General features: G+C 43.1%; 26 protein-coding genes. 24 read left to right on the top strand and 2 right to left on the bottom strand.

Annotation, left to right across the window (positions count from 1 at the left end; all coding sequences use genetic code 11):
- Positions 1-382: 382 nt before the first annotated feature.
- The gene (locus tag ACNAZ4_RS20545) at positions 383-1,399 is read right to left on the bottom strand and encodes an asparaginase (protein ID WP_415817623.1); all 1,017 of its coding nucleotides are present in this window, start codon (positions 1,397-1,399) and stop codon (positions 383-385) included.
- Positions 1,400-1,457: 58 nt separating this feature from the next.
- On the opposite strand from ACNAZ4_RS20545, the gene prsW reads away from it, so the two are divergent.
- The 9 genes from prsW (at position 1,458) to fni (ending at position 9,415) form a co-directional block, all read left to right on the top strand.
- Entirely contained in the window at positions 1,458-2,129 is a 672-nt protein-coding gene (gene prsW / locus ACNAZ4_RS20540; protein WP_415817621.1) for a glutamic-type intramembrane protease PrsW, read from the top strand.
- 116 nt (positions 2,130-2,245) lie between these two features.
- Positions 2,246-3,034, top strand: a complete 789-nt coding sequence (gene sleB / locus ACNAZ4_RS20535) for a spore cortex-lytic enzyme (RefSeq protein ID WP_415817619.1) — start codon at positions 2,246-2,248, stop codon at positions 3,032-3,034.
- A gap of 12 nt (positions 3,035-3,046) precedes the next feature.
- Positions 3,047-4,396, top strand: coding sequence for a germination protein YpeB (gene ypeB, locus ACNAZ4_RS20530; protein WP_415817617.1), 1,350 nt, complete (start codon positions 3,047-3,049; stop codon positions 4,394-4,396).
- Between the two features lie 334 nt (positions 4,397-4,730).
- Positions 4,731-5,390 carry a flagellar brake protein gene (locus tag ACNAZ4_RS20525; protein WP_415817671.1) on the top strand — a complete coding sequence of 220 codons (660 nt, stop codon included), beginning with the start codon at positions 4,731-4,733 and terminating at the stop codon, positions 5,388-5,390.
- A gap of 66 nt (positions 5,391-5,456) precedes the next feature.
- Positions 5,457-5,639 (top strand): YpfB family protein, encoded by a 183-nt coding sequence (locus ACNAZ4_RS20520; RefSeq protein ID WP_415817615.1) that lies wholly within the window; start codon positions 5,457-5,459, stop codon positions 5,637-5,639.
- A 153-nt stretch (positions 5,640-5,792) separates the two neighbouring features.
- Complete coding sequence (cmk, locus tag ACNAZ4_RS20515; RefSeq protein WP_415817613.1) at positions 5,793-6,467, top strand: (d)CMP kinase; 675 nt, start codon at positions 5,793-5,795, stop codon at positions 6,465-6,467.
- Between the two features lie 2 nt (positions 6,468-6,469).
- Complete coding sequence (locus ACNAZ4_RS20510) at positions 6,470-7,051, top strand: lysophospholipid acyltransferase family protein (RefSeq protein WP_415817611.1); 582 nt, start codon at positions 6,470-6,472, stop codon at positions 7,049-7,051.
- Between the two features lie 154 nt (positions 7,052-7,205).
- Positions 7,206-8,345 (top strand): 30S ribosomal protein S1, encoded by a 1,140-nt coding sequence (rpsA, locus tag ACNAZ4_RS20505; protein ID WP_415817609.1) that lies wholly within the window; start codon positions 7,206-7,208, stop codon positions 8,343-8,345.
- Positions 8,346-8,356: 11 nt separating this feature from the next.
- The gene (gene fni / locus ACNAZ4_RS20500; RefSeq protein WP_415817607.1) at positions 8,357-9,415 is read left to right on the top strand and encodes a type 2 isopentenyl-diphosphate Delta-isomerase; all 1,059 of its coding nucleotides are present in this window, start codon (positions 8,357-8,359) and stop codon (positions 9,413-9,415) included.
- A 71-nt stretch (positions 9,416-9,486) separates the two neighbouring features.
- On the opposite strand, the gene ACNAZ4_RS20495 is transcribed toward fni, so the two are convergent.
- Positions 9,487-9,630 (bottom strand): YpzI family protein, encoded by a 144-nt coding sequence (locus ACNAZ4_RS20495; RefSeq protein WP_207499820.1) that lies wholly within the window; start codon positions 9,628-9,630, stop codon positions 9,487-9,489.
- Between the two features lie 213 nt (positions 9,631-9,843).
- Here ACNAZ4_RS20495 and ACNAZ4_RS20490 point away from each other — a divergent pair, with 213 nt between their 5' ends.
- The 15 genes from ACNAZ4_RS20490 to ndk all read left to right on the top strand — a co-directional run bounded on the left by ACNAZ4_RS20490 (position 9,844) and on the right by ndk (position 22,777).
- A complete protein-coding gene (locus tag ACNAZ4_RS20490) occupies positions 9,844-10,455 on the top strand; it encodes a YphA family membrane protein (RefSeq protein ID WP_415817605.1) in 612 nt (203 codons plus the stop codon).
- Positions 10,452-11,342 (top strand): YIEGIA family protein, encoded by an 891-nt coding sequence (locus tag ACNAZ4_RS20485; RefSeq protein WP_415817603.1) that lies wholly within the window; start codon positions 10,452-10,454, stop codon positions 11,340-11,342. Before ACNAZ4_RS20490 ends, ACNAZ4_RS20485 begins: the two co-directional genes overlap by 4 nt.
- Positions 11,342-11,527: a capping complex subunit for YIEGIA gene (locus tag ACNAZ4_RS20480; RefSeq protein ID WP_415817601.1), complete on the top strand. Its 186-nt coding sequence runs from the start codon at positions 11,342-11,344 to the stop codon at positions 11,525-11,527. The genes ACNAZ4_RS20485 and ACNAZ4_RS20480 overlap by 1 nt, the downstream gene beginning before the upstream one ends.
- Before the next feature lie 217 nt (positions 11,528-11,744).
- Positions 11,745-13,055, top strand: a complete 1,311-nt coding sequence (gene der / locus ACNAZ4_RS20475; RefSeq protein WP_415817599.1) for a ribosome biogenesis GTPase Der — start codon at positions 11,745-11,747, stop codon at positions 13,053-13,055.
- A 19-nt stretch (positions 13,056-13,074) separates the two neighbouring features.
- Positions 13,075-14,121, top strand: coding sequence for an NAD(P)H-dependent glycerol-3-phosphate dehydrogenase (locus ACNAZ4_RS20470; protein ID WP_415817597.1), 1,047 nt, complete (start codon positions 13,075-13,077; stop codon positions 14,119-14,121).
- A 256-nt stretch (positions 14,122-14,377) separates the two neighbouring features.
- Positions 14,378-14,578, top strand: a complete 201-nt coding sequence (locus ACNAZ4_RS20465; RefSeq protein ID WP_415817595.1) for a DUF2768 domain-containing protein — start codon at positions 14,378-14,380, stop codon at positions 14,576-14,578.
- A 27-nt stretch (positions 14,579-14,605) separates the two neighbouring features.
- Positions 14,606-15,316, top strand: a complete 711-nt coding sequence (locus tag ACNAZ4_RS20460; RefSeq protein ID WP_415817593.1) for a hypothetical protein — start codon at positions 14,606-14,608, stop codon at positions 15,314-15,316.
- A gap of 295 nt (positions 15,317-15,611) precedes the next feature.
- Positions 15,612-17,090, top strand: coding sequence for a stage IV sporulation protein A (gene spoIVA / locus ACNAZ4_RS20455; protein WP_214707268.1), 1,479 nt, complete (start codon positions 15,612-15,614; stop codon positions 17,088-17,090).
- A 637-nt stretch (positions 17,091-17,727) separates the two neighbouring features.
- Positions 17,728-18,000, top strand: a complete 273-nt coding sequence (locus ACNAZ4_RS20450; protein WP_023627533.1) for an HU family DNA-binding protein — start codon at positions 17,728-17,730, stop codon at positions 17,998-18,000.
- 189 nt (positions 18,001-18,189) lie between these two features.
- Positions 18,190-18,756: a GTP cyclohydrolase I FolE gene (gene folE, locus ACNAZ4_RS20445; protein ID WP_415817590.1), complete on the top strand. Its 567-nt coding sequence runs from the start codon at positions 18,190-18,192 to the stop codon at positions 18,754-18,756.
- A 162-nt stretch (positions 18,757-18,918) separates the two neighbouring features.
- On the top strand, positions 18,919-19,152 hold the full coding sequence (gene mtrB, locus ACNAZ4_RS20440) for a trp RNA-binding attenuation protein MtrB (protein WP_415817587.1): 234 nt from the start codon (positions 18,919-18,921) through the stop codon (positions 19,150-19,152).
- A gap of 333 nt (positions 19,153-19,485) precedes the next feature.
- A complete protein-coding gene (locus ACNAZ4_RS20435; RefSeq protein ID WP_415817585.1) occupies positions 19,486-20,322 on the top strand; it encodes a heptaprenyl diphosphate synthase component 1 in 837 nt (278 codons plus the stop codon).
- Between the two features lie 4 nt (positions 20,323-20,326).
- Complete coding sequence (locus ACNAZ4_RS20430; RefSeq protein ID WP_415817583.1) at positions 20,327-21,028, top strand: demethylmenaquinone methyltransferase; 702 nt, start codon at positions 20,327-20,329, stop codon at positions 21,026-21,028.
- Between the two features lie 248 nt (positions 21,029-21,276).
- The gene (gene hepT / locus ACNAZ4_RS20425) at positions 21,277-22,239 is read left to right on the top strand and encodes a heptaprenyl diphosphate synthase component II (RefSeq protein ID WP_415817581.1); all 963 of its coding nucleotides are present in this window, start codon (positions 21,277-21,279) and stop codon (positions 22,237-22,239) included.
- Between the two features lie 91 nt (positions 22,240-22,330).
- Positions 22,331-22,777, top strand: a complete 447-nt coding sequence (ndk, locus tag ACNAZ4_RS20420) for a nucleoside-diphosphate kinase (protein ID WP_415817579.1) — start codon at positions 22,331-22,333, stop codon at positions 22,775-22,777.
- The last annotated feature ends 362 nt before the right edge of the window (positions 22,778-23,139 follow it).

Genomic DNA, 23,139 nt, shown 5'->3' with positions numbered 1-23,139 from the left:
TCATATATTTAGGTTGTTGCTAAGGTTGTTTTCATAAGGCTGTTTTCGTAAAAATTGTTGTTAAAATCCTAAAGCCGATTTTAACGTGATCATAAGCCATTTTGTAGTTAGGAATTAAGTGTGCAGGCTCTTTTCTCTTATTTAGCTGTAATATTGTGAAGAAATATATGTCTTTCAATCTAATTTGGCCGCCAAAAGCAACAAAGTTTGAGAAAAGAGCCTTTCATAAAGAATGTTTTTAAAAAAGCTGATTTTAAGGTGCTATAAAGCCGTTTGGTGTTCGTTTTTAAGTGTGCAAGCTCTTTTCTATTTTATGAAGAAAACTAGGTCAATCAATCCCATTTAGTAGTCAATAGCAACTAAGTTTGAGAAAAGAGCCTTGCTAAAACATGAACATCTCAGCAATTTCATCCATTCTGTCTGTTTTGGCAAGAGAGACGAGCAGTTTGATGCGCGCTTTCTGCCCGTTGAGGCCATTGGATAAAATGACGCCCATTTCTTTCAGGTGTTTTCCTCCGCCATTGTAGCCATATACATCCTGCACAATCCCCGCATAACTTCTGGATACAATCACGACCGGGATATTGTTTCCGATGAATTTCTTCACACCATCAAGTGCAGCCGGGGGGAGATTTCCTTGTCCGAGTGCTTCGATCACTACACCATCCACTTCCAGACCAAGAATGGCATTCAAGAGCGAAGAGTCCATTCCTGCATGCGCCTTGACCAAGTATACATTTTTGCTGATGTCCTGCACTAGGTAATTTTCATGCTTGGTAGGGGTGTGATGGAAAAGGACACCTCTTTTGGTCACAATGCCTATCGGTCCATATTGCGGACTCTGGAAAGTTGAGATGTTACTTGTATGCGTTTTGGTAACGTTGACTGCCGTATGGATTTCATCATTAAGGACAACGAGGACACCTTGTCCTTTTGCCTCTGGGCTGGAAGCGACCCTGATCGATGATATCAGGTTATAAAGGCCGTCAGACCCTATTTCATTGCTGGATCTCATGGCACCGGTAACGACAATCGGGAAACCTGCCTGGCAAGTCAGATCCAAAAAGTAGGCCGTTTCTTCGAGTGTATCCGTGCCATGGGTGATTACGGCTCCGTCGATTTCGCCTTTTTTGCCGTATTCCTCAAGAATGGACTTTAATTTCATCATTTCTCTAATTGTAATATGCGGTGATGGCAAGTTGAATGGCTCTTCGACAACAAGGTCGGCAATATCTGAGAGAAGATCTGTCCCCTGTGTCAAAGGATTATTCACACCCGGTTTTACTGCGCCGCTTGTATCCTCGCTCATGGAAATGGTTCCGCCAGTGTGGATCAATAAAATATTTTTCTTCAAAACAATTACCTCCGAAAAGACCGATGAGAAAGAATAATAATCCATTTTCTTTCTTCTAATTACATGATACGATTAAAAAAACAAATTGAAAAGGGGACAGCATATGCTGGGAATAGTTACTGCCGGGGTAGCTCCGGGTCTGGCGCTGTTAAGTTATTTTTATTTAAAGGATCAATATGAGTCAGAACCGCTATCTCTGGTGTTTAAAATGTTCATATTCGGTGCATTGCTTGTGTTTCCCCTCATGTTCATCCAATATGTCCTGGCTGCTGAAGGATTATTCCAGGGGGACTTTTCCAAAGCATTCGGTACAGTTGGCCTTCTAGAAGAATTCTTTAAATGGTTTATCCTGTACTACACCATTTTTCAGCATATTTCATTTGATGAACATTATGATGGAATCATTTACAGTGTATCCGTTTCGCTCGGATTCGCATCTGCGGAAAATATCTTCTACCTGCTTGCCAATGGCCTCCAGGATGCCATTGGGAGAGCGTTGCTGCCGGTTTCAAGCCACGCGCTCTTCGGTGTCATCATGGGGTATTATATAGGGAAAGCGAAATTCGCCCCGATTTCCCCAAAAAAATGGGTGCTGCTTTCGTTGACAGTTCCGGTCCTGCTTCACGGCACATATGATTTCATCCTTATGACCAGGGAAGACTGGATGGTATTGATGTTTCCGTTCATGATTTTCCTGTGGTGGTTTGGTTTGAGAAAAGTGAAAAAAGCAAGAGTGCTGACGCTTCAGCACGTTGATAAGCAATTTCCTATCTAAAAAACTCTTCATTTATAAAAAATGGAGGGTTTTTTTGTTTTGTGGAATAAAAGTCAACTCTTAACAAAAAATAGGAGTAATCTTTTAAGTTCACATCTTTGGAGGTTGGCAAATCAATGAAGAATTATCGGTCTATCTTGAAGTTGATGGCCGCGATGGCTTTGATTATGACTTTAGTGCAATTTGGCGAGGTCGATCAACGGGCCGAAGCGTTTACGAGCCAGGTACTGCAGCAAGGGGCTGTCGGGGAGGATGTAATTGAACTACAATCACGCCTCAAGCATATTGGCTTTTATAGTGGCAAAATCGACGGTGTTTTTGGCTGGGGTACTTATTGGGCTCTCAGGAATTTTCAATATGAGTTTGGCATGAAGGTCGATGGGATTGCCGGATGGCAGACCAAAATTAAGCTGGCAAATGCGACGCCGAATGCCAAAATTGCCTGGGGAGGCGAAAAAGCAGGCGGTGGTACTGCAGGAGGCGGCGGTGGAGGCGGACAGAACCAGGCAGCACCAAAACCAGCTGCTGCAACGAATACACCAAACGGTTTTTCTCAGAATGACATCCAGCTGATGGCGAATGCAGTATACGGTGAATCTCGAGGTGAACCGTATACAGGGCAGGTTGCGGTTGCTGCTGTCATTTTGAACAGGGTGGATAGTGCGACTTTCCCGAATACCGTCTCAGGGGTCATTTTTGAACCTCGGGCATTTACGGCGGTTGCGGATGGCCAAATCTGGCTGACTCCAAATGAAACAGCAAAAAAAGCTGTGCTTGATGCGATCAATGGCTGGGATCCAACTGGAAATGCTTTGTATTATTTCAATCCCGATACTGCGACTAGCGCCTGGATTTGGGGACGTCCGCAGATCAAGAAGATTGGGAAACATATTTTTTGTAAATAGGGGTGAGTTGCAATGCTAAGAGGAATAGCGATAGCAGTACTCGTCATCGGGATTGCCGGAACTGCGTTTTGGGGTTATCAGGAGCACAGGGAAAAAACAGCCGTATTGATTAATGCTGAGAATAATTACCAAAGAGCTTTTCATGATCTGACCTATCAAATGGACTTACTGAACGATAAAATTGGCACAACACTAGCGATGAATTCAAGGAGCTCCTTGTCACCTCAGCTAGCAGAAGTATGGAAAATCACATCAGAGGCTCATAGTGATGTCGGACAGCTTCCGCTGACTCTTCTGCCTTTCAATAAAACGGAAGAGTTCCTTGCGAATATCGGGAACTTCAGCTATAAGGCGGCTGTCCGGGACCTTGATAAGGAGCCGTTAAGCGATAAAGAATATGAAACATTAAAAACGCTATACGAACAATCAGGTGAAATTCAGAAGGATCTAAGGGAAGTTCAGCATATGGTCCTAGAGAATAATCTTCGCTGGATGGATGTAGAACTTGCCCTTGCTACCGAAAAGGGGCAGTCGGATAATACCATCATCGATGGATTCAAGACAGTCGAAAGGACTGTGGAAAGTTATTCTGACACAGATTTTGGGCCGGCACAAATCAATCTCCAGAAAAAAGATGAAAATTTTAAGAAGCTGCCTGGCAAAAATATCTCGAAGGATGAAGCGGTCCGGATCACTCGGAAATATGCGCCTGTTGGAAAAGCCGGTGATGTGAAGGTCACCCAAAATGGGAAAGGCTCGGACTATGGCTTTTACAGCGTTTCGATCCAGGATCCAAAAACAAACCTTGAAGCAAATATGGATATTACCAAGAAAGGCGGATATCCAATCTGGTTTTTACTTAATCGTGATGTGAAAACCCAAAAACTGAGTCTGAATGATGCATCCAACAAGGCAATCGCCTTCCTGAAAGATCGTAATTTTAAAAACCTCGACCTGTTCGAAAGTGCCCAATATGATAATATCGGTGTCTTTACCTTTGTCGGTGTACAGGATGAGGTGAGAATCTATCCTGATGCGATCAATATGAAGGTAGCGCTGGATAATGGAGATATCATCGGCTTCTCGGCGGAAGACTATTTAAAATCCAATAAAGCCAGGGAAATCCCACAACCAGGGATTACGATCGAAGAGGCGAAAAAGAAGGTCAATCCCAACCTGAAAATAATGGATCAGAAAAAAGCCATCATCATGAACGATCTCAACGAGGAAGTTCTGTGCTATGAATTCACAGGAACACTCGGGAATGATACTTTCAGGATTTACATCAATGCAGAAGATGCTACAGAAGAAAAGGTAGAAAAGCTTCACAATGCAGAACCCGTCTATGAGAATGTGGTCTAGGGAGAGCCAAGTTGCTTTCCCTTTTTTTGTTGTAAAAGGCTGTTTTCGTAAAGATTATAGTTAAAATCCTAAAGCCGATATCAACGTAATAAGAAGCCATTTTATTGTTTGGAATTAAGTGTGGAGGCTCTTTTCACAAAATTAGCTTTAATTTTGTGAAGGGATAAATGTCAATAAATCCAATTTTGTAGCCAAAAGCAATAATGTTTGAGAAAAGAGCCTTGTAAAAATAATCCAATAAAGGACTATTGCACCAACTTGTTGAAGCATGTCATAATAAATATAAATACTTAATAGACGACAGCTTAGACAGAATGTGGGGTAGTGGTTGGCTATGATAAAAATCGGTGAAAACATCATCCTTGAACACAAATATTCCGATAGCTATGAACAATATAAATGTAAGCTGGTAGAACGTAAAGGAAATGACTTGTACATAGATTATCCTGTGAACTTGAATACGAACAGAACGGTGTTCCTGCTTGAAGGAACACCCTTGAAAGCTAATTTTGTAACTGAATCAGGTGCAAGCTATCTCTTTCAAACAGAAGTGAAAGGAAGGGTCAAGCTCAACATCCCAATGGTGATTCTGTCCTATCCAGGCAACGACCATCTAATCAAGGTACAGAGAAGGCAATATGTACGTGTGGAAACTTCCGTAGATGTTGCTGTCCATTCTGAAAAAGGGGAGTTTGCTCCTTTTACAACCGTTACCGATGATATCAGTGCGGGAGGAGCAGCGCTGCTAATCGATAAAAAGAGCAGTTTGAAACCCGATATGGTTGTTGAGTGCTGGTTTGTACTGCCAATGCAAAATGGCGAGTATGAATACCGGAAATTCCGCGGGAAAATTGTCCGGATTATTGAAGGGCAGGGTCATATGAACAAAGCCTCAGTCCAGTTTTTTGACTCTTCAGGTACCGACAGGCAGGTTCTGTTAAGATTCTGTTTCGAAAGACAGCTCGAAATGAAGAAAAAGGGTCTCCCAGTATAAAGTGGAATAAATGTTTCTGTTTGCTCCAATAATAGAATAAAAGTTTCTATACAGGAGCAAGAAGCTATGAAAACCTTCGAAAGAATCTTGATCAAAATCGCGATCATTCAGTTTGTCTTTCTCATCATCGCCCAAGTATTTTTCCATAGACTTGACGCGTTTCCCGAACTGAAACAGATCACCCAGTATGAAGGAGTTACCAACAAAAATCATTCAGAAGTCCTGAAATCGATTCGAAGCAAAGAATAAGCAGGTGTGAAAAGCCTGCTTATTTTTTTATGTACAAGCCTGATAAGTTTTTAAAAGTGCCTTAAAAAAAGTGCTGATGGACGAGGATTAAACGATTTTTGTGTTAAAATATAAGAGAATATAATTGAACAACAAGGAGTACCAGGAGGAAATATGAATAAACGAATTTCAATTGCTATTGACGGCCCTGCAGCAGCAGGTAAAAGCACGGTTGCTAAAATTGTGGCTGAAAAACTGACATATGTATACATCGATACAGGTGCAATGTACAGGGCGCTAACATACAAAGCACTTCAAAAAGGGGCCAGGCTCGATAGCGAGGCCCACTTGATCGACATTTTAAATGACACTTCAATCGAACTTCAGCCAGGAGAAAAAGGCCAGAAAGTATTGCTTGATGGAGTCGAGGTCACCAATGACATTAGAAGTTCTGAAGTCACCAACCAGGTATCTTATGTAGCTGTCCACGAACTTGTCAGGAAGGAAATGGTCAAGCGTCAGCAGGAGTTTGCCGTAGATGGCGGAGTAGTGATGGATGGCAGGGATATCGGCACACATGTACTGCCCAATGCAGAAGTGAAGGTCTTTTTGCTTGCAAGTGTAGAGGAAAGGGCACAGCGCAGACATACCGAAAATATCCAAAAAGGATTCCCTTCCGACCTTGAAAAACTGAAAGAAGAAATAGCCGCGCGTGACAAGATTGATTCGGAACGTGAAGTGGCTCCGCTGAAAAAGGCGGATGATGCAGTCGAAATAGATACAACTTCACTGACGATTGTTGATGTAGTCGGAAAAATAATGGATTTGGCGCTTGAAAGGATCGGATGATAGTGACGGTTTATTCTTTTGCAAGGTCTTTAGTGAATGCAGTATTAAAACCAGTGTATCGAATTGAGGTAATTGGCAAGGAGAACATCCCTGCCAATGGCGGAGTATTATTATGTTCCAATCATATCGACAATCTTGATCCTCCCGTTGTAGGCATCACCGCTCCGCGTCCAGTCCATTTCATGGCAAAAGAAGAGCTGTTCTCAGTCCCTGTACTTGGGAAAATTGTTCCGCACCTGAATGCGTTCCCGGTAAAGAGGGGAATGAGCGACAGGGAAGCGCTAAGAAAAGGACTTGGAATTTTAAAGGATGGAAAGGTTTTAGGATTGTTTCCAGAGGGAACAAGAAGCAAGACAGGTGAAATGGGCAAAGGACTTGCGGGAGCAGGCTTCTTTGCGCTCCGGTCTGAAGCCCAGGTTATACCGTGCGCGATCATCGGTCCATACAAAGCATTCAAGAAATTGAAGGTGGTATATGGGAAGCCAATTGATATGGGATCCATCAAGGAGAAAAAATTAAATGCCGAACAGACGACTGATTTTATCATGGGTGAAATCCAGAAACTGATCAATGAGTATAAGTAATGTTTCTTGCTTGACAAAAATGTCTGTTTGTAAGAAGTTATTAAGAAGAGATATTTTTAGAATTTTCACTTAGTGGCTAATTTAATATGTTTTCAAGTGGCGTTTCGCCACAATGCATATATTTGCAGCAGTCATGGATTAAGGAGGAGTACATATGTCAGAAGATATGAACCAAGTCGAAGTAAAGAACTTTGAGGCTGGCGACCGTGTAAAGGGCCAGGTAACAAAAGTGGAAGAAAAGCAGGTATTAGTCGATATCGAAGGAAGCAAGCTTGATGGAATCATTCCAATCAGCGAGTTATCAAGCCTTCATGTGGAAAAAGCTGAAGATGCAGTTTCAGTTGGTGATGAACTGGAGCTGGAAGTGCAAAAGGTTGAAGAAGAAGCTTTGATTCTTTCAAAAAGAAAAGTAGATGCCGAAAAAGCTTGGGAAGTGCTTGAAGGCAAGTTTGAAAGCGGAGAAGTTTTTGATGCAGAAGTAAAAGATGTCGTAAAGGGCGGGCTGGTAGTGGACCTGGGTGTCCGCGGTTTTGTACCGGCATCACTGGTAGAATCCCATTTTGTTGAAGATTTCTCTGACTATAAAGGGAAAAAACTAAGCTTCAAAATTGTTGAACTCGATGAGGAGAAAAACCGTCTGATCCTCTCACATCGCGCTGTCGTTGAAGAGGAACAAGGAAAGAAAAAGCAGGACCTGCTTGCTTCAATCCAATCAGGACAGGTTATTCAGGGTACAGTCCAAAGGATTACTGACTTTGGGGCGTTCGTGGATATCGGCGGAGTTGACGGCCTTGTGCATATTTCTCAGCTATCCCACGAGCATGTGGAAAAACCATCTGATGTTGTTCAGGAAGGGCAGCAGGTAGAGGTTAAGGTACTGAGCGTGGATCGTGACAATGAGCGAATTTCCCTTTCCATTAAAGAAACACTGCCTGGACCATGGGCGGATATCGCTGAAAAAGCTCCAAAGGGCAGCACGCTCGAAGGTACTGTCAAGCGTCTGGTATCATATGGTGCCTTTGTCGAGGTATTCCCGGGAGTAGAAGGCCTTGTGCATATTTCGCAAATTTCGCACAAACACATCGGGACACCGCATGAAGTTCTTCAAGAAGGGCAGACTGTTAAAGTAAAAGTACTGGATGTCAATAAGCAGGACCAACGACTATCACTTAGCATGAAGGAGTTCGAGGAAAGAGAGAGCAATGAAGCTTTTGATTATGAACTTCCGGAAGAAACGAAAGGTTTCAGCCTTGGTGATATGATTGGAGATAAGTTAAAGAATCTTAAACAGTAATGGTGATAGATTTGTCGAGATCAAAACGGAAATGGGACCATATTCAATATGCCCTCGAAACTGGCCAGAAGCGACTAACCGGTTTTGACGATATTAAGTTTGTGAACCGAAGCTTGCCTGGATCTAATCTTGATTCAGTAAAATTGCAGACTGAAATTGGCGAACTTTCCTTAAGTTCGCCAATTTTTATAAATGCAATGACAGGCGGCGGCGGGGAGCGGACTTTCAGGATAAACCGTGAATTAGCTATGGCGGCAAGAGAGACAGGGTTGGGCATCGCTGTAGGGTCGCAAATGTCAGCCATAAGGAATCCGGAAGAACGGAGAACTTATGAGATTGTCAGGGAAATGCACCCTGACGGTGTCATACTTGCCAATTTGGGCAGTGAAGCTTCAGTCGAACAGGCCAGAGCCGCAGTCGAAATGATAGAAGCAAATGGCCTGCAAATACATTTAAATGCAGTGCAGGAATTGACAATGCCCGAGGGAGACAGGAACTTCTTCGGTGCGTTGGAAAGGATTGCTGTAATCGTACAGGATGTGGGTGTCCCTGTAATCGTCAAAGAGGTCGGGTTTGGAATAAGCGCAGAGACTGCCTCCAAGCTTCATGCCCACGGAATTCGTTATATTGATGTAGGCGGTTTTGGCGGGACTAATTTTGCTGAAATCGAAAACATGCGGAGGGACCGGCTGCTCACATTTTTTGAAGATTGGGGGATCCCGACCGCAGCATCCATCATTGAAACGAAGTCTGCTGTCCAGGACCTTTCCGTCATTGCTTCAGGTGGAATCCAGACAAGCCTTGATATCGTCAAAGGACTTGCCTCAGGTGCTTCCGCTGCGGCAATGGCTGGGTCCCTGCTGAAAATTTTGATGGAGCATGGAACAGAAGGATTGATCAATGAAATTTCATTGATCAAAGAAGAGATGGCTGTCATCATGACAGCACTTGGTGTACATACAATCAAGGAGCTTCACCAAGTACCTTTTGTCATTTCAGGAGATACCCATCACTGGCTTTCCCAAAGGGGAATCGATACAAGATCATATGCTCAAAGAAGCAATTTGTAAATAGGAAGGCCCTCTGCCACTGGCAGGGGGCTCTTTTGCGTTCCTCTTATTTTTCTTAAATCAATCATGCATTAGCTGTACTTGCCGTCATTTAAAGATCGAGCTTCTTCTGGACTTTGCATTTTTGTCGCTCCAGGATAATGCAGCGCCTGGTCACGGTCAGATTCAACTCGTCCGCTTTTCTTCAGTTTCTTTTCCTGTCTATCTCGGCCCATATTAGCACCTCCTCGCTTTGGAATCCATACAACTTGCTGCAGTGATTGGCCGGTTCACAGGACTCTCATCCCTTTTGCTGCTCCGCTCCAGCCCTATTTTCCTGCCGTATTAAAGATCCTGCTTTTCTTAACATGGGACAGGCAAAAATTCTTATTCAAAAAAGATTAAATTACATAACAAATTACCATAATGGAAATGATAGGAGGGGTTGAATGGAAGGTCTATACTTTTACTGGCTTGCCTGGATTGGGTGGATTTGGGTCACGTTCATCATGGATAAGAATCATCGTCACAGGCAAAAATGGGCCTTGTGGCTGTTAGCTGTCATTATAGCTGCACCTTATAAAGTTGATATCCTGTTTTTTGAGCTGCACATGTCCGCTGTTCCAATCGCCATGTTCATTTTTTTTGAAACAAGACGGAAGAAAACTGGTTCATTTTTGTACTTATTTTTAACTTCCTTCATCATTATGCTTGCCTACACAAGTTTTCTGATGTTCGAATTATTTGACCCTGTTTGGGTGCTGTTTGACCGGAATATAATGCTTGGTGCTACTGGTTTTTATTTGGCAATCTTGCTGCATAAGGAAAAACATGATCGATTGCTGGCATTGCTGACAGGCTTTTTGCAGGGTGACATTATATTTTCCGTTGTTTTAAGTCGATTTAATTTCCCGCATGCGGTCGCTTCTATGGGTTTTATGGACTTATTGTTCATTTCCGGTTGGATGTTGATAGCCTGGTCTGCTGTCGAATCAGTCATCGCAGTCATGTCCAAAAGTACACTAAATGAAGCAGAAGGGGAGGAACAAAAGACTTCATGAATGAATATACGATACCAATTGTTTTTGGAATTGCTATTGGAACAATGTCCAGGATCTTGATGCTCCGGACAGATTATCGCCAATATCCTACCTATTTGCATGGGAAAATCATTCATATAGCTCTTGGTTTCATTGCGGCAGGACTTGGAACGGTTGCAGGGCCGGCGATCATGGAAGAGGAATTTACGGCGATTACCTTCTTGACTCTTGCCGCATCGCAATTCAGGGAAGTAAGGAATATGGAGAGGAACACACTGACCGAACTTGACAGCTATGAACTTGTCTCGCGGGGGAAGACGTATATCGAGGGCATTGCGATCGCATTTGAAAGCCGTAATTATCTGGTGATTTTCACTTCTCTTGTCAGCACACTTGCCTATCTGATTTTTAATATTTGGGCTGGGATCATCGCCGCAATTCTGGCAGTGTTGATATCGAGAAAGCTGATGGCAGGAGGCAAACTGAAGGATATCGTCGAGATTGAATATGTCGAGCCGAGATTTGATGGTGCAGGGTTGTATGTGGACAATATCTATATCATGAATATCGGTCTCCCGGCACGGCAAAAAGAAGTTCTTCGCTATGGAATGGGCTTTATTTTAAAACCAAAGAACATGAATGCACGTTCTACGATAGCGAACCTTGGACAAAGGCAGGCCGTGCTGCATGACTTGTCAACTGCACTCGGTGTGTATCGTGATTCCGGGACACCTGCACTCGTACCATTGGCAAAGAGGGACCTGGATGATGGCAGAGTAGGGGTTTTCGTCCTGCCTCAGGATCGGGATATCGAACAGGCAATCACAGTCATCGGCGATGTTCCGACATTGGAGAACGCAATCAGGATGCCTTCAGAGAAAAAGGACAAGGAACGGAGTGGTGCATAATGATGCTCGAAAAATTCATCCTTGCGGCCATTACGACAAATCCGAAAAAAATTCCTTCTGGCACAGCCGTTTTCCATTGCGATTCTAAAGAAGAAATGGAGCAGGTGGCGGCTAACCTGGAGGCAATTCTGGATGGCATTGCCCATTCACTGACCGAGGATCTGTATGTCATTGTGAAACATTGACAAGAAATGTTTTCATTGCCTGTTTACGGCATCTTTTGATAAACTGATAAAGCCAGACCCTTCTATGACAAGAAGGGTTTATTTTATAAGTGTCATCCCTATATGGCGTACATGATGGATGACATTAAATTAATGATGAAAACAAAGATGTGGAGTTTGACATTGTTATGGCCAGGTCATAGACCTGTACGAATAGAATATTGAAAGGGTGATGTTCATGACGAAACCAGTGGTAGCTATCGTTGGGCGTCCGAATGTCGGCAAGTCTACGATTTTTAATCGAATCGTTGGTGAACGTATTTCGATCGTTGAAGATATTCCTGGAGTAACGAGGGATCGTATATACAGTTCAGCTGAATGGCTGACACATGATTTTAACATTATTGATACTGGCGGGATTGATTTGGGGGACGAGCCATTTTTGGATCAGATCCGCCAGCAGGCAGAAATTGCAATTGATGAGGCAGATGTCATTATTTTTCTTGTCAACGGCAGAGAAGGAGTGACCGGAGCAGATGAAGAAGTGGCGAAAATTCTTTATCGCTCGAAAAAGCCAGTAGTGCTTGCGGTCAATAAAATTGACAATCCGGATATGAGGGACTTGATTTACGATTTTTACGCCCTTGGTTTCGGGGAACCTTTTCCGATTTCCGGTTCACACGGACTTGGTCTTGGAGATTTGCTGGATGAAGCAGCAAAACATTTTCCAAAGGCCAAGGAAGACGAGTATGATAAAGATACCATTAAGTTTTCACTGATTGGAAGGCCTAATGTAGGGAAGTCTTCGTTGGTGAACGCAATTCTCGGCGAGGATCGCGTGATTGTCAGCGATATCGCGGGAACAACGAGAGACGCTATTGACTCACAGGTAACCTATGATGGACAAAAATATGTCATCATCGATACTGCTGGAATGCGCAAAAAAGGGAAAGTGTACGAAACGACTGAAAAGTACAGTGTTCTCCGCGCTTTAAGGGCGATCGAGCGCTCAGATGTAGTTCTTGTCGTCATTAATGCCGAGGAAGGCATCATTGAACAGGATAAGCACATCGCCGGCTATGCTGAGGAAGCAGGGCGTGCGGTCATCATCGTGGTCAACAAATGGGATGCCATTCAAAAAGATGAGAAGACAATGAAGGAATTCGAGGAGAAAATCCGTGCGCATTTCCAATTCCTGAGCTATGCTCCAATCGTATTCCTGTCGGCAATAACGAAGAAGCGTATCCACACATTGATGCCAATGATCGATATGGCAAGTGAGAATCATGCTTTGAGAGTGCAGACAAACATTCTCAATGAGGTCATCATGGATGCGGTAGCGATGAATCCAACTCCGACAGATAAAGGAAAGAGACTGAAGATTTATTACGCAACACAAGTGTCGGTAAAACCGCCTACTTTTGTTGTCTTTGTCAATGAGCCAGAATTAATGCATTTTTCTTATCAGCGTTTCCTTGAGAACAGGATCCGGGATGCCTTTGATTTTACCGGCACACCGATCAAGATTTTTGCAAGACAAAGAAAATAAGGTAAAGGTTGTGGTTTATATGGATAGGAAGAGAGAGAAAGTTGCTGTCCTTGGTGCTGGAAGCTGGGGAACAGCATTGGCAATGGTCCTGGCTGATAATGGGCATGAGGTCCGCTTATGGGGGCATAATCCCGGTCAGATTGATGAAATCAATCAAAACCATATTAACAAAAAATATCTTCCTGAAATTACGCTGCCAGAAACCATCATAGGCTACTCTTCACTTGAAGAGGCATTGGACGGAATCAAAACGGTGATAATGGCAGTGCCGACAAAAGCCATTCGCGAAGTAATCAGAAAAATGACAGAGCTGACTTCTGAACCTTTGATCATAGTTCACGTCAGCAAGGGAATCGAGCCTGATTCCCTGCTTCGTATTTCTGAAATGATTGAAGAAGAAGTGCCTGCCGACCTTTTGGAAAGTGTGGTCGTCCTTTCCGGACCAAGCCATGCTGAAGAGGTAAGCTTGCGCCACCCGACAACTGTTACAGTCTCTTCAAAAGATATGCAAGAGGCTGAAAAAGTCCAGGACCTGTTCATCAATAATCATTTCAGGGTCTATACGAACCCTGATTTAATTGGTGTGGAAATTGGCGGTGCGCTGAAGAATATCATCGCGCTGGCTGCCGGTATTTCAGATGGACTTGGATATGGGGATAATGCCAAGGCTGCCCTGATTACGAGGGGACTTGCCGAGATCGCCCGACTTGGAGTGAAAATGGGTGCCAGTCCTTTGACTTTTTCAGGGTTGACTGGGATTGGGGACCTGATTGTTACCTGTACAAGCGTCCATTCACGTAACTGGCGCGCCGGCAATATGCTTGGCAAGGGGCAAAACCTGGATGAAGTCCTTGAGAATATGGGAATGGTTGTTGAAGGTGTGCGTACGACCAAAGCTGCGTATCAGCTTGCACAAAAATTCGAAGTCAATATGCCCATAACAAACGCCCTTTATAATGTTTTATTCAACAATGTCAACCCAAAGGATGCCGTTGATGGTCTGATGTCCCGTGAGAAAACCCATGAGATGGAAGATTTGGCGGATATCCTCGGAGGACGAAGCTAAGCAAAAAAATCTTTGGAATAATGCGGTCAATATAGGCATTCGAGGATGCGATTTGAACGATGTTTGCATAAGATGCAACGAAGCAAACTGGTGGTTTGAACTGGGTGATAGGGTATTTAGTCATGTAGCTGGAGTAAAGTAGTCCGCCCCCTTCTTTACTTCAGCTTTTTTTTGCTTAATTAGATATCCGAAGATAAATTTGCAACAGTAATTGCAGATTATGATATAATACTTTTCGGAAAAGGGAGGGGTTCAATTGTCACCCGCATTATTGAAGATGTATATTTCTTTTGTTGGCATGGGAAGTATGATTTTGTCCCTGGTTGCCATTTATCTTAGCCGTTATAAATTAAAAGGTTTTTTTAAGATTGCCATGGCTGTCATTGCATATGTGCTGATGATCCTGGCAGGCCTGATTATCCTTTTTGTTGTGTTCAGCGGCCCGACGAGCGAATAAAATACATAGAATTAAGGATTGGGATCAATGAATAAAAGCCGATTTTTCCTGCCGGTCATCCTCGTGCTATTTACTTTGACTGGCTGTATGTATCCGGAAGAAAAATTAATGCAGAACCAGGTACCTTATAAGGATCAGATTGACAGTGTCCAGTCTGCCGTTGACCAGTACAGGGAAACAAGTGGCGGTTTGCTGCCAATCAAGACAAGGGATGCCGAGACACCGATTTATCAAAAATACCCGATCGATTTTAAGAAGGTCGTTCCGAAATTCATTGCCGAGCAACCAGGGAATGCTTTTGAAAACGGAGGCCTGTTTCAATATGTCCTGGTCGACGCAGAGACAAATCCGACAGTGAAATTGCTTGATTTAAGGATGGCAGATACAATCCGTGAAATCAAAATGCGGATCAAAGCCAATGGCTACCCTCCATTTAAGGATCAAATCGCTGAAAATGTGTATACCATTGACTTCAAAAAAATTGGTTATAAAGAGGAACCTGTCGTGGTAAGCCCGTTTACAAACCAAAACTTGCATTTTGTCATTTCGACAGAGGGCGAAATCTATGTGGATTACCGCAGTGACATCTACCAGGCTATGAAATCTTATGGTAAAGCACTCAAGGAAGGGGAAGATATCCGCGGGATCCTTGTGGAAAATTCCATGTTCGTGCCAGCCTATTCTTTACCATATACTATTGATAAAGAGACCAATGAACCAGTCTTTTTAGCAAAATAGTCATAACCCTGCTTCTGCAAAATATATTGTAGAAGCAGGGTTTTTTTGTCTTTAAAAAGATATCAACTGTCCTCATAAATGAGAATCGAGGAATCTTTTGTAAGGTAGTTATGCGATTTGAGTTGTCAAATAACAAGGAATTGACCAAAACTGCCTTTGTTAAATCAAAATTAAGGAGGTAAAAAAATAAAAAATTGTCATATCGATATAGGACAACATCATAGATATATACTGTCCCAGATTACAAATTTGGATGAATTTATTCCCACTAACTCTATGATCGGGAGGGGATCACTTGGAAAAGGTAGATATTTTTAAGGATATCGCCGAGAGGACTGGCGGCGATATTTACCTGGGGGTTGTAGGTGCGGTCCGCACTGGAAAATCCACTTTTATCAAAAAATTTATGGAGCTGGTGGTTTTACCTAATATCAATAATGAGGCCGACAGGGCCAGAGCGCTTGATGAGCTGCCGCAAAGTGCAGCAGGTAAAACGATTATGACGACGGAACCAAAATTCGTGCCTAACCAGGCTGCATCCGTGCATGTGGATGAAGGGCTGGATGTTAATATCAGGCTCGTGGATTGTGTCGGCTACACAGTTCCTGGAGCAAAGGGATATGAAGACGAGAATGGGCCAAGGATGATCAATACACCTTGGTATGAAGAGCCGATTCCTTTCCATGAAGCAGCTGAAATTGGAACCAGGAAGGTTATTCAGGAACATTCAACACTTGGCGTCGTCATCACGACGGATGGGACAATTGGGGAGATCCCAAGACAGGATTACATTGAAGCAGAAGAAAGAGTAATCGAAGAACTAAAGGAAGTCGGCAAGCCATTCATCATGGTAGTGAACAGTGCCCAGCCGTATCATCCAAATACAGAAACATTGCGAGCCCAGCTGGCAGATAAGTATGATATCCCGGTGCTGGCAATGAGCGTTGAAAGCATGCGTGAATCAGACGTTTTAAGCGTCATGAGGGAAGCTTTGTACGAATTCCCGGTACTGGAAGTGAACGTCAACCTGCCAAGCTGGGTGATGGTGCTCCGGGAGAATCACTGGCTGCGTGAGAGCTATCAGGAAGCTGTCAAAGAGACAGTGAAGGACATTAAAAGGCTGCGTGATGTTGACAGGGTTGTCCATCAATTCAGCGATTTTGAATACATTGACCGTGCCGGGCTGGCAGGCATTGAAATGGGCCAGGGTGTAGCTGAGATCGACCTTTACGCTCCAGATGACCTCTACGATGAAATACTTAAAGAAATCGTTGGAGTGGAGATCCGCGGCAAAGACCACTTGCTTGAGCTTATGCAGGAATTTGCATATGCAAAGGCAGAGTTCGACCAGATTTCCGATGCCCTTAAAATGGTTAAGCAGACAGGTTACGGCATTGCATCCCCTTCATTGACGGATATGAGCCTGGAAGAGCCGGAAATCATTCGCCAGGGTGCTCGTTTCGGCGTTAGATTAAGGGCTGTAGCGCCTTCCATCCATATGATTAAAGTGGATGTGGAGTCCGAATTCTCGCCAATCATTGGCACTGAGAAGCAAAGCGAAGAACTTGTCCGCTACTTGATGCAGGACTTCGAGGATGATCCGCTGTCAATCTGGAACTCCGACATCTTTGGCAGAAGCCTGAGCTCCATCGTCAGGGAAGGAATTTCGGCTAAACTAAGCCTGATGCCTGAAAATGCACGATATAAATTAAAAGAGACACTGGAAAGAATCATCAATGAAGGTTCTGGTGGACTAATCGCAATCATACTTTAATTGGACTCCTTTTTGGGAGTCTTTTTGTTTGGCTCTTTTCTAAACCTTTGTTGCTATTTGCTACAAAATAGGATTGAATTAGCTAAGATTGTTCACACAATTCACGACTATTATGAGAAAAGAGCTTGCAAACTTAGTACCGACCTACACAATGGCTATTATCACGTTAAAATCGGCTTTAGGATTTTAACAACAATCTTTACGAAAACAGCCTTTTGTTTTTAAAGATTCTTTGTGGAAGGTAAAATAGTCTTCTAATATAATAATAATTCACCTTGAATATGCCAAAAATCTGGCGATAAAGGCATAAATATATTATTTTGTGTTTAAATCCCTCTGGCACGGGTAAGAAAAGAGGGTTAACTTATTACAAATATGTTTCAAAGAAGAAAAGATTCCCATTATTTCTTGAAATTATCTTGATAAGAGGAAAACATTATGATAATCTTTTAACAGAATTAGCGTTGTTGCTTAAAAACCCTTATGTAATGAGGGTTCAAGCGATTTCGGATGAATTTATCAATGATTGATAAATAAAATCTTCCAGCAACGTATAGAATTCATATGTTTTGTTTAGAAATGTAGTAAGATGCTTAATTTCTGAGCAATGGGATCTCTTTGGGAGGAGGTGAATCGCATGAACAAAACAGAACTTATCAATGCAGTTGCAGAAGCTAGTGAGCTTTCTAAGAAAGACGCAACAAAAGCAGTTGACGCTGTTTTTGATTCAATCTTAAATGCATTAAAAGATGGGGACAAAGTACAGTTAATCGGTTTTGGTAACTTCGAAGTTCGTGAGCGCGCTGCCCGTAAAGGACGCAACCCACAAACTGGTGATGAAATCGAAATCTCTGCAAGCAAGGTGCCTGCTTTCAAACCAGGCAAAGCGCTTAAGGATGCAGTGAAATAATTACATACGACGCACTGAGCGTATGCTAAACCCCAAGGCCGCGACCCGTTCGCGGCCTTTTTCTTTAGGGTGAACATTAAGCTTTGCCTGCTTTGATTTGGTTATGCTAAGATGAAAATATTATAATCAAATAGTTGGAAGACTATACAGAATTATAATGAGATTGATGGACCATAGGAGGAAACGCAGATGTCAAACGTCAATCGTGCCCAAATTGAAGAAGCGGTACGTTTAATATTAGTAGCAGTCGGTGAAGACCCTAACAGGGAGGGTTTGCTGGATACTCCCAAGCGGGTTGCTAAGATGTATGAAGAAGTTTTTTCTGGCCTGACCCAGGACCCAAAGGAATATTTCGAAACTATTTTCGGTGAGGACCATGAGGAGTTAGTCCTGGTCAAGGATATCCCATTCTATTCTATGTGTGAGCATCATCTAGTACCTTTCTTCGGTAAGGCACATGTCGCATATATTCCTAGAGGAGGAAAGGTTACCGGTCTCAGCAAGCTGGCAAGGGCGGTCGAAGCGGTGGCCAAAAGGCCGCAGCTGCAGGAGAGAATCACCTCAACGATTGCGAATGCGATTATGGAAAAGCTAGAGCCGCACGGTGTCATGGTCGTGGTCGAAGCTGAACATATGTGCATGACGATGAGGGGAGTCAAAAAGCCAGGCTCTAAAACCGTTACATCTGCTGTAAGAGGTACACTGGCCGAGGATGTAAACGCCCGCGCTGAAATCCTTTCTTTAATCAAAGATTGATTGGTTTGCCATTAAGGCTTCAGTTTCAACTTCACATTGATGATTAAAAGATTTCGAAGGCTGAAAGGAACTCTTTTAGCCTTTTGTTTTATATCGAAGGTCCTTTAGGTACATGTCCTGTTGCAAGGATCAACATATTCTTTCATGGGAAGGGCGATAATAATGGATAAGAAACAAAACGTAAACACGGATTATGTCGTAATTAAAGCGATTGAGGATGGTGTGAATGTGATCGGGCTTACGAGGGGGACAGACACACGTTTCCACCATTCCGAAAAGCTTGATCAAGGTGAAGTCATGATTGCCCAGTTCACAGAGCACACTTCTGCCATAAAAATCAGGGGGCACGCCAAGATTGTTACACCTTTTGGTGAAATAGAGAGCGAGAAAAAGTAAATAGGTTCAAAAAACAACTATTTTGTTACAAAATCATGCTCAATTTGTAGCAAATAGTGTTTAATTTATTTTATCACGCCCATGTTTTTTTCTTTTATGATATAATTGTGACTGCTTTGGAATGTTCGGTATTAACAACTGCACAACAGTTTAACAGGCGTTTTTTTATGTCTGGCTTAATTTCTGGAAAGGTGAGCTGAAGGAACAGCCGTTTTTCCATCTTTATAAATGGGGTCTCCAGCCCTTGATCATGCTGGAGATGCCTAAAAGGTTTTTCTTGTAATATCCAAGTAATGCCCGCAGCCGGCAATCCAATAAATAAGGGGAACAAGGGTGATTCATTTGCTAGATATACAAAACAAATTAGACGGCACCAGGGAGCTGCTTCTCGAAAAACTTTCACATCCATACTTAATGGAGCATGTGGAATCTCCCTTTATAGATGATGACCGACTCTTGCTGCTTACTTCATTGCTTGAACAGCAGGAAGGCAATCAGGAAAGAGCAACTAGTTACACCTTGACTACTATGCTCTTGCAAATCGCCCTTGATACCCATGAGCATGTCCATAACTCCCTTCCTGGTGAAGGGGATGAAAGCCATAAGCAGCGCCAATTGACCGTTCTTGCCGGGATTTATTACAGCGGTCTTTATTACAAGCTGTTGGCCGACCTTGAAGATGTTGATATGATCAAAAGATTGGCTACAGGTGTAAAAGAAGTCAACGAACATAAAATATCTTTGTACCAAAAAGATTCAGGAGCAATCGATCAGTTGATGGAAAGCTTGAAATTGATTGAATCCTCTCTTCTGGGCAAGGTTGCAGACCATTATCAGGCGGCCGAATGGTATGAATTCGCTTCCAACTGGCTTTTTGTCAAAAGGCTGCTTTCAGAAGAGACACTTTTCATGAATACGGGACATTCCCTGTTATTCAATGCACTGAAGAAGATCGCACTTCCAAAAATGGACCAAAAGGCTGCGGAACTTTCTTCTGAACAGCAAAAATACCTTTTATCAATCTGTACAAGATATATTGAATTTTCAATGACGAAGATAAAAACGGCGTCGAAAAAGCTCTCAGGAATGAACAGCTTGCTGATGGAACGCTTAGATCTGATCACTGGGCAGTATCAGTCCATGTCTAAAAAATTCGCGGAAGAAGGGTAATGCAATGCAGCAATCGAAAGAAGAACGTGTTCATGGAGTTTTTGAAAAAATCTATGAAAACTACGATCAAATGAATTCTGTCATCAGCTTTCAGCAGCATATTAAATGGCGCAATGACACAATGAAGAAGATGAATGTCCAAAAAGGGGCTGCCGCCCTTGATGTGTGCTGTGGTACTGCTGACTGGACGATTGCCCTCGCGGAAGCTGTTGGCAAGGATGGCAATGTGACAGGTCTCGATTTCAGCAAGAACATGCTGAAAATAGGTGAAGAAAAAATAGAATCACGCGGCCTGGATCAGGCAACACTGATTCATGGGAACGCAATGGAGCTCCCGTTTGAAGATAATAGTTTTGACTATGTCACCATTGGGTTCGGATTGAGGAACGTACCTGATTACAACCAGGTACTGCGGGAGATGCAAAGGGTCCTTAAGCCTGGCGGCATGGCGGTCTGCCTGGAAACTTCCCAGCCTACAATGCTGGGTTTTAAACAAGCCTACCGTTTATACTTCAGGTTCATCATGCCGATGTTCGGAAAATTGTTTGCGAAAAGCTACGATGAATATTCCTGGCTGCAGGAATCTGCCAAGGATTTCCCGGGAATGAAAGAGCTTGCCAAGATGTTCACGGAAGCTGGTTTCGTAAATGTCGAATATAAACCATACAGCGGCGGAGTAGCTGCTGTGCATATAGGCCGCAAATAATCCAATAGATTCTGGCTGCCCTTTTCTTCAGCGCTCGGCAAGGAAGGTCAGCCTGTTTTCATTTAATCACGCTCTATTTTTTTTAAAAAAATATGGCTCTATGCCCTTCTGTTGGGTTGAAAAGTGAAATAATTTGCCTGGGCATTGATAAGCCCGCATAAAAGAAACCTCCTGATTATGGAATACGCAATGAGGATGCAAAATCGCTATGATGGAGATCGAGAAATGCAAAAGCTGGGTGGATAATTATGAAGATGAAGCTGTTATATACATATTTGAATTCTGATTTGACGTTAATAGAAAAAGAATTGGAAGAATCGATACAGGCAGATTCCCATCTGCTCAGACAAGCAAGCCTGCACTTGCTTAAAGCCGGAGGTAAACGGATCAGGCCGGTATTCGTTCTTCTCGGTGCGAAATTTGGTGATTATGATATCAATGTCATCAAGGATGTTGCTGTCTCTCTTGAACTTATCCATATGGCATCACTAGTGCATGATGATGTGATCGATGATGCCGAATTGCGCAGAGGGCAGGCGACGATCAAGGCGAAATGGGATAACAGGATTGCCATGTATACTGGGGATTACATATTTGCAAGGGCGCTCGAGCTGATGACAGAAATCAGGAATCCGGCAGCGCACCAGATTCTCTCAGATACTATCGTCGAATTAAGTGTCGGTGAAATTGAACAAATAAAAGATAAGTACAATTTCGACCAGAACCTGCGTAATTATCTGCTCAGGATCAAACGCAAGACCGCCCTCTTGATTGCTGCGAGCTGCCAGCTTGGTGCCGTAGCGGCAGGAGTCCCTGAAGAGGACCATCGAAAATTGTATAAATTCGGCTATTACGTAGGGATGTCTTTCCAGATTACGGATGATGTGCTTGATTTCACAGGTACAGAGAAAGAACTTGGAAAGCCGGCCGGAGGTGACCTTCTCCAGGGAAACATCACCCTTCCAGTCCTGTATGCCATGCAGGATGAGTATATCAACAAAAGGGTAAGGACTGTCCGCGAGGGAATGGAACGGGCAGAATTGAATGAAATCCTAAAGCTTGTCCAGGAATCAGGGGCGATTGAAAAATCACTTGAAATCAGCGACCGTTATCTGGATAAAGCGCTGGCCATCCTAGAGGAACTTCCGCCAAACAAGGCAAAGAAGTCATTGCGTGATATCGCCAAATTTATTGGAAAACGCAAGTATTAGCAAGTTGCGAATTTTTCAAAAAAATGATACTATTTCTAAGGATTGCTTTTGAAAGCGGTTCACATACATATAGGAAATAGGAGTGGAACTCATGGAAAAGACTTATTTGATGGTCAAGCCTGACGGTGTACAGCGTAACCTGATCGGTGAAGTTGTTGCACGTTTCGAAAAGAAAGGCTTCCAGCTTGTTGGCGCAAAACTTATGAACATCCCAAGAGAACTTGCTGAAGAGCACTATGGCGAACACAAAGAGCGTCCATTCTTCGGCGAATTGGTAGATTTCATTACATCAGGTCCAGTATTCGCAATGGTTTGGCAGGGTGAGAACGTAATCACAACTGCACGCCAGATGATGGGTGCTACTAACCCTAAAGATGCTGCTCCAGGAACGATCCGCGGAGACTTCGGTGTAAATGTAGGTAAGAACGTCATTCACGGTTCAGACTCACCAGAAAGCGCAGAGCGTGAAATCGGACTATTCTTCAAACAGGAAGAATTGGCTGAATACAGCAAATTAATCAACGAGTGGGTTTACTAATAGACCCCCTGGGCACTTGTTAACAGCAAGTGCCTTTTTTATTTGAGCCAATTTACTAGGTCGGTAATCTGTTTTGTGACACTGATCAGCTTTACCTGGTTTAAGGATAGCATGAGCCCTTATTGGAGCACTGTATTTCATAAAACAGGTATTTAAGGTCTCCAATAGCCTCGATTGGAGCATTNANTCTCCANAAACTGGAATTTNAGGNCACCAATAAGCCTGATTGNAGCACTGATTCTCCACAAACTGGGAATCCAGTTACCCAATACTCAACCTTGGAGCACTGATTCTCCAAAAACAAGGATCCCGTTTCACCAATAAGCACCACTAGTCCTCAAACCTGCATATNNATAGGTCAT

Origin of the sequence: Mesobacillus thioparans, assembly GCF_965138835.1 — a bacterium.
GTDB lineage: Bacteria > Bacillota > Bacilli > Bacillales > Cytobacillaceae > Mesobacillus > Mesobacillus thioparans.
This window is presented reverse-complemented; position numbering and strand designations above follow the sequence as displayed.

What these genes read in the sequence shown, in the direction of transcription:
- ACNAZ4_RS20545 (WP_415817623.1), bottom strand. Translation starts at nt 1,399, where the DNA reads ATGGATTATTATTCTTTCTCATCGGTCTTTTCGGAGGTAATTGTTTTG.
- prsW (WP_415817621.1), top strand. Translation starts at nt 1,458, where the DNA reads ATGCTGGGAATAGTTACTGCCGGGGTAGCTCCGGGTCTGGCGCTGTTA.
- sleB (WP_415817619.1), top strand. Translation starts at nt 2,246, where the DNA reads ATGAAGAATTATCGGTCTATCTTGAAGTTGATGGCCGCGATGGCTTTG.
- ypeB (WP_415817617.1), top strand. Translation starts at nt 3,047, where the DNA reads ATGCTAAGAGGAATAGCGATAGCAGTACTCGTCATCGGGATTGCCGGA.
- ACNAZ4_RS20525 (WP_415817671.1), top strand. Translation starts at nt 4,731, where the DNA reads ATGATAAAAATCGGTGAAAACATCATCCTTGAACACAAATATTCCGAT.
- ACNAZ4_RS20520 (WP_415817615.1), top strand. Translation starts at nt 5,457, where the DNA reads ATGAAAACCTTCGAAAGAATCTTGATCAAAATCGCGATCATTCAGTTT.
- cmk (WP_415817613.1), top strand. Translation starts at nt 5,793, where the DNA reads ATGAATAAACGAATTTCAATTGCTATTGACGGCCCTGCAGCAGCAGGT.
- rpsA (WP_415817609.1), top strand. Translation starts at nt 7,206, where the DNA reads ATGTCAGAAGATATGAACCAAGTCGAAGTAAAGAACTTTGAGGCTGGC.
- ACNAZ4_RS20495 (WP_207499820.1), bottom strand. Translation starts at nt 9,630, where the DNA reads ATGGGCCGAGATAGACAGGAAAAGAAACTGAAGAAAAGCGGACGAGTT.
- ACNAZ4_RS20490 (WP_415817605.1), top strand. Translation starts at nt 9,844, where the DNA reads ATGGAAGGTCTATACTTTTACTGGCTTGCCTGGATTGGGTGGATTTGG.
- ACNAZ4_RS20485 (WP_415817603.1), top strand. Translation starts at nt 10,452, where the DNA reads ATGAATGAATATACGATACCAATTGTTTTTGGAATTGCTATTGGAACA.
- ACNAZ4_RS20480 (WP_415817601.1), top strand. Translation starts at nt 11,342, where the DNA reads ATGATGCTCGAAAAATTCATCCTTGCGGCCATTACGACAAATCCGAAA.
- der (WP_415817599.1), top strand. Translation starts at nt 11,745, where the DNA reads ATGACGAAACCAGTGGTAGCTATCGTTGGGCGTCCGAATGTCGGCAAG.
- ACNAZ4_RS20470 (WP_415817597.1), top strand. Translation starts at nt 13,075, where the DNA reads ATGGATAGGAAGAGAGAGAAAGTTGCTGTCCTTGGTGCTGGAAGCTGG.
- ACNAZ4_RS20460 (WP_415817593.1), top strand. Translation starts at nt 14,606, where the DNA reads ATGAATAAAAGCCGATTTTTCCTGCCGGTCATCCTCGTGCTATTTACT.
- ACNAZ4_RS20450 (WP_023627533.1), top strand. Translation starts at nt 17,728, where the DNA reads ATGAACAAAACAGAACTTATCAATGCAGTTGCAGAAGCTAGTGAGCTT.
- folE (WP_415817590.1), top strand. Translation starts at nt 18,190, where the DNA reads ATGTCAAACGTCAATCGTGCCCAAATTGAAGAAGCGGTACGTTTAATA.
- mtrB (WP_415817587.1), top strand. Translation starts at nt 18,919, where the DNA reads ATGGATAAGAAACAAAACGTAAACACGGATTATGTCGTAATTAAAGCG.
- ACNAZ4_RS20430 (WP_415817583.1), top strand. Translation starts at nt 20,327, where the DNA reads ATGCAGCAATCGAAAGAAGAACGTGTTCATGGAGTTTTTGAAAAAATC.
- hepT (WP_415817581.1), top strand. Translation starts at nt 21,277, where the DNA reads ATGAAGATGAAGCTGTTATATACATATTTGAATTCTGATTTGACGTTA.
- ndk (WP_415817579.1), top strand. Translation starts at nt 22,331, where the DNA reads ATGGAAAAGACTTATTTGATGGTCAAGCCTGACGGTGTACAGCGTAAC.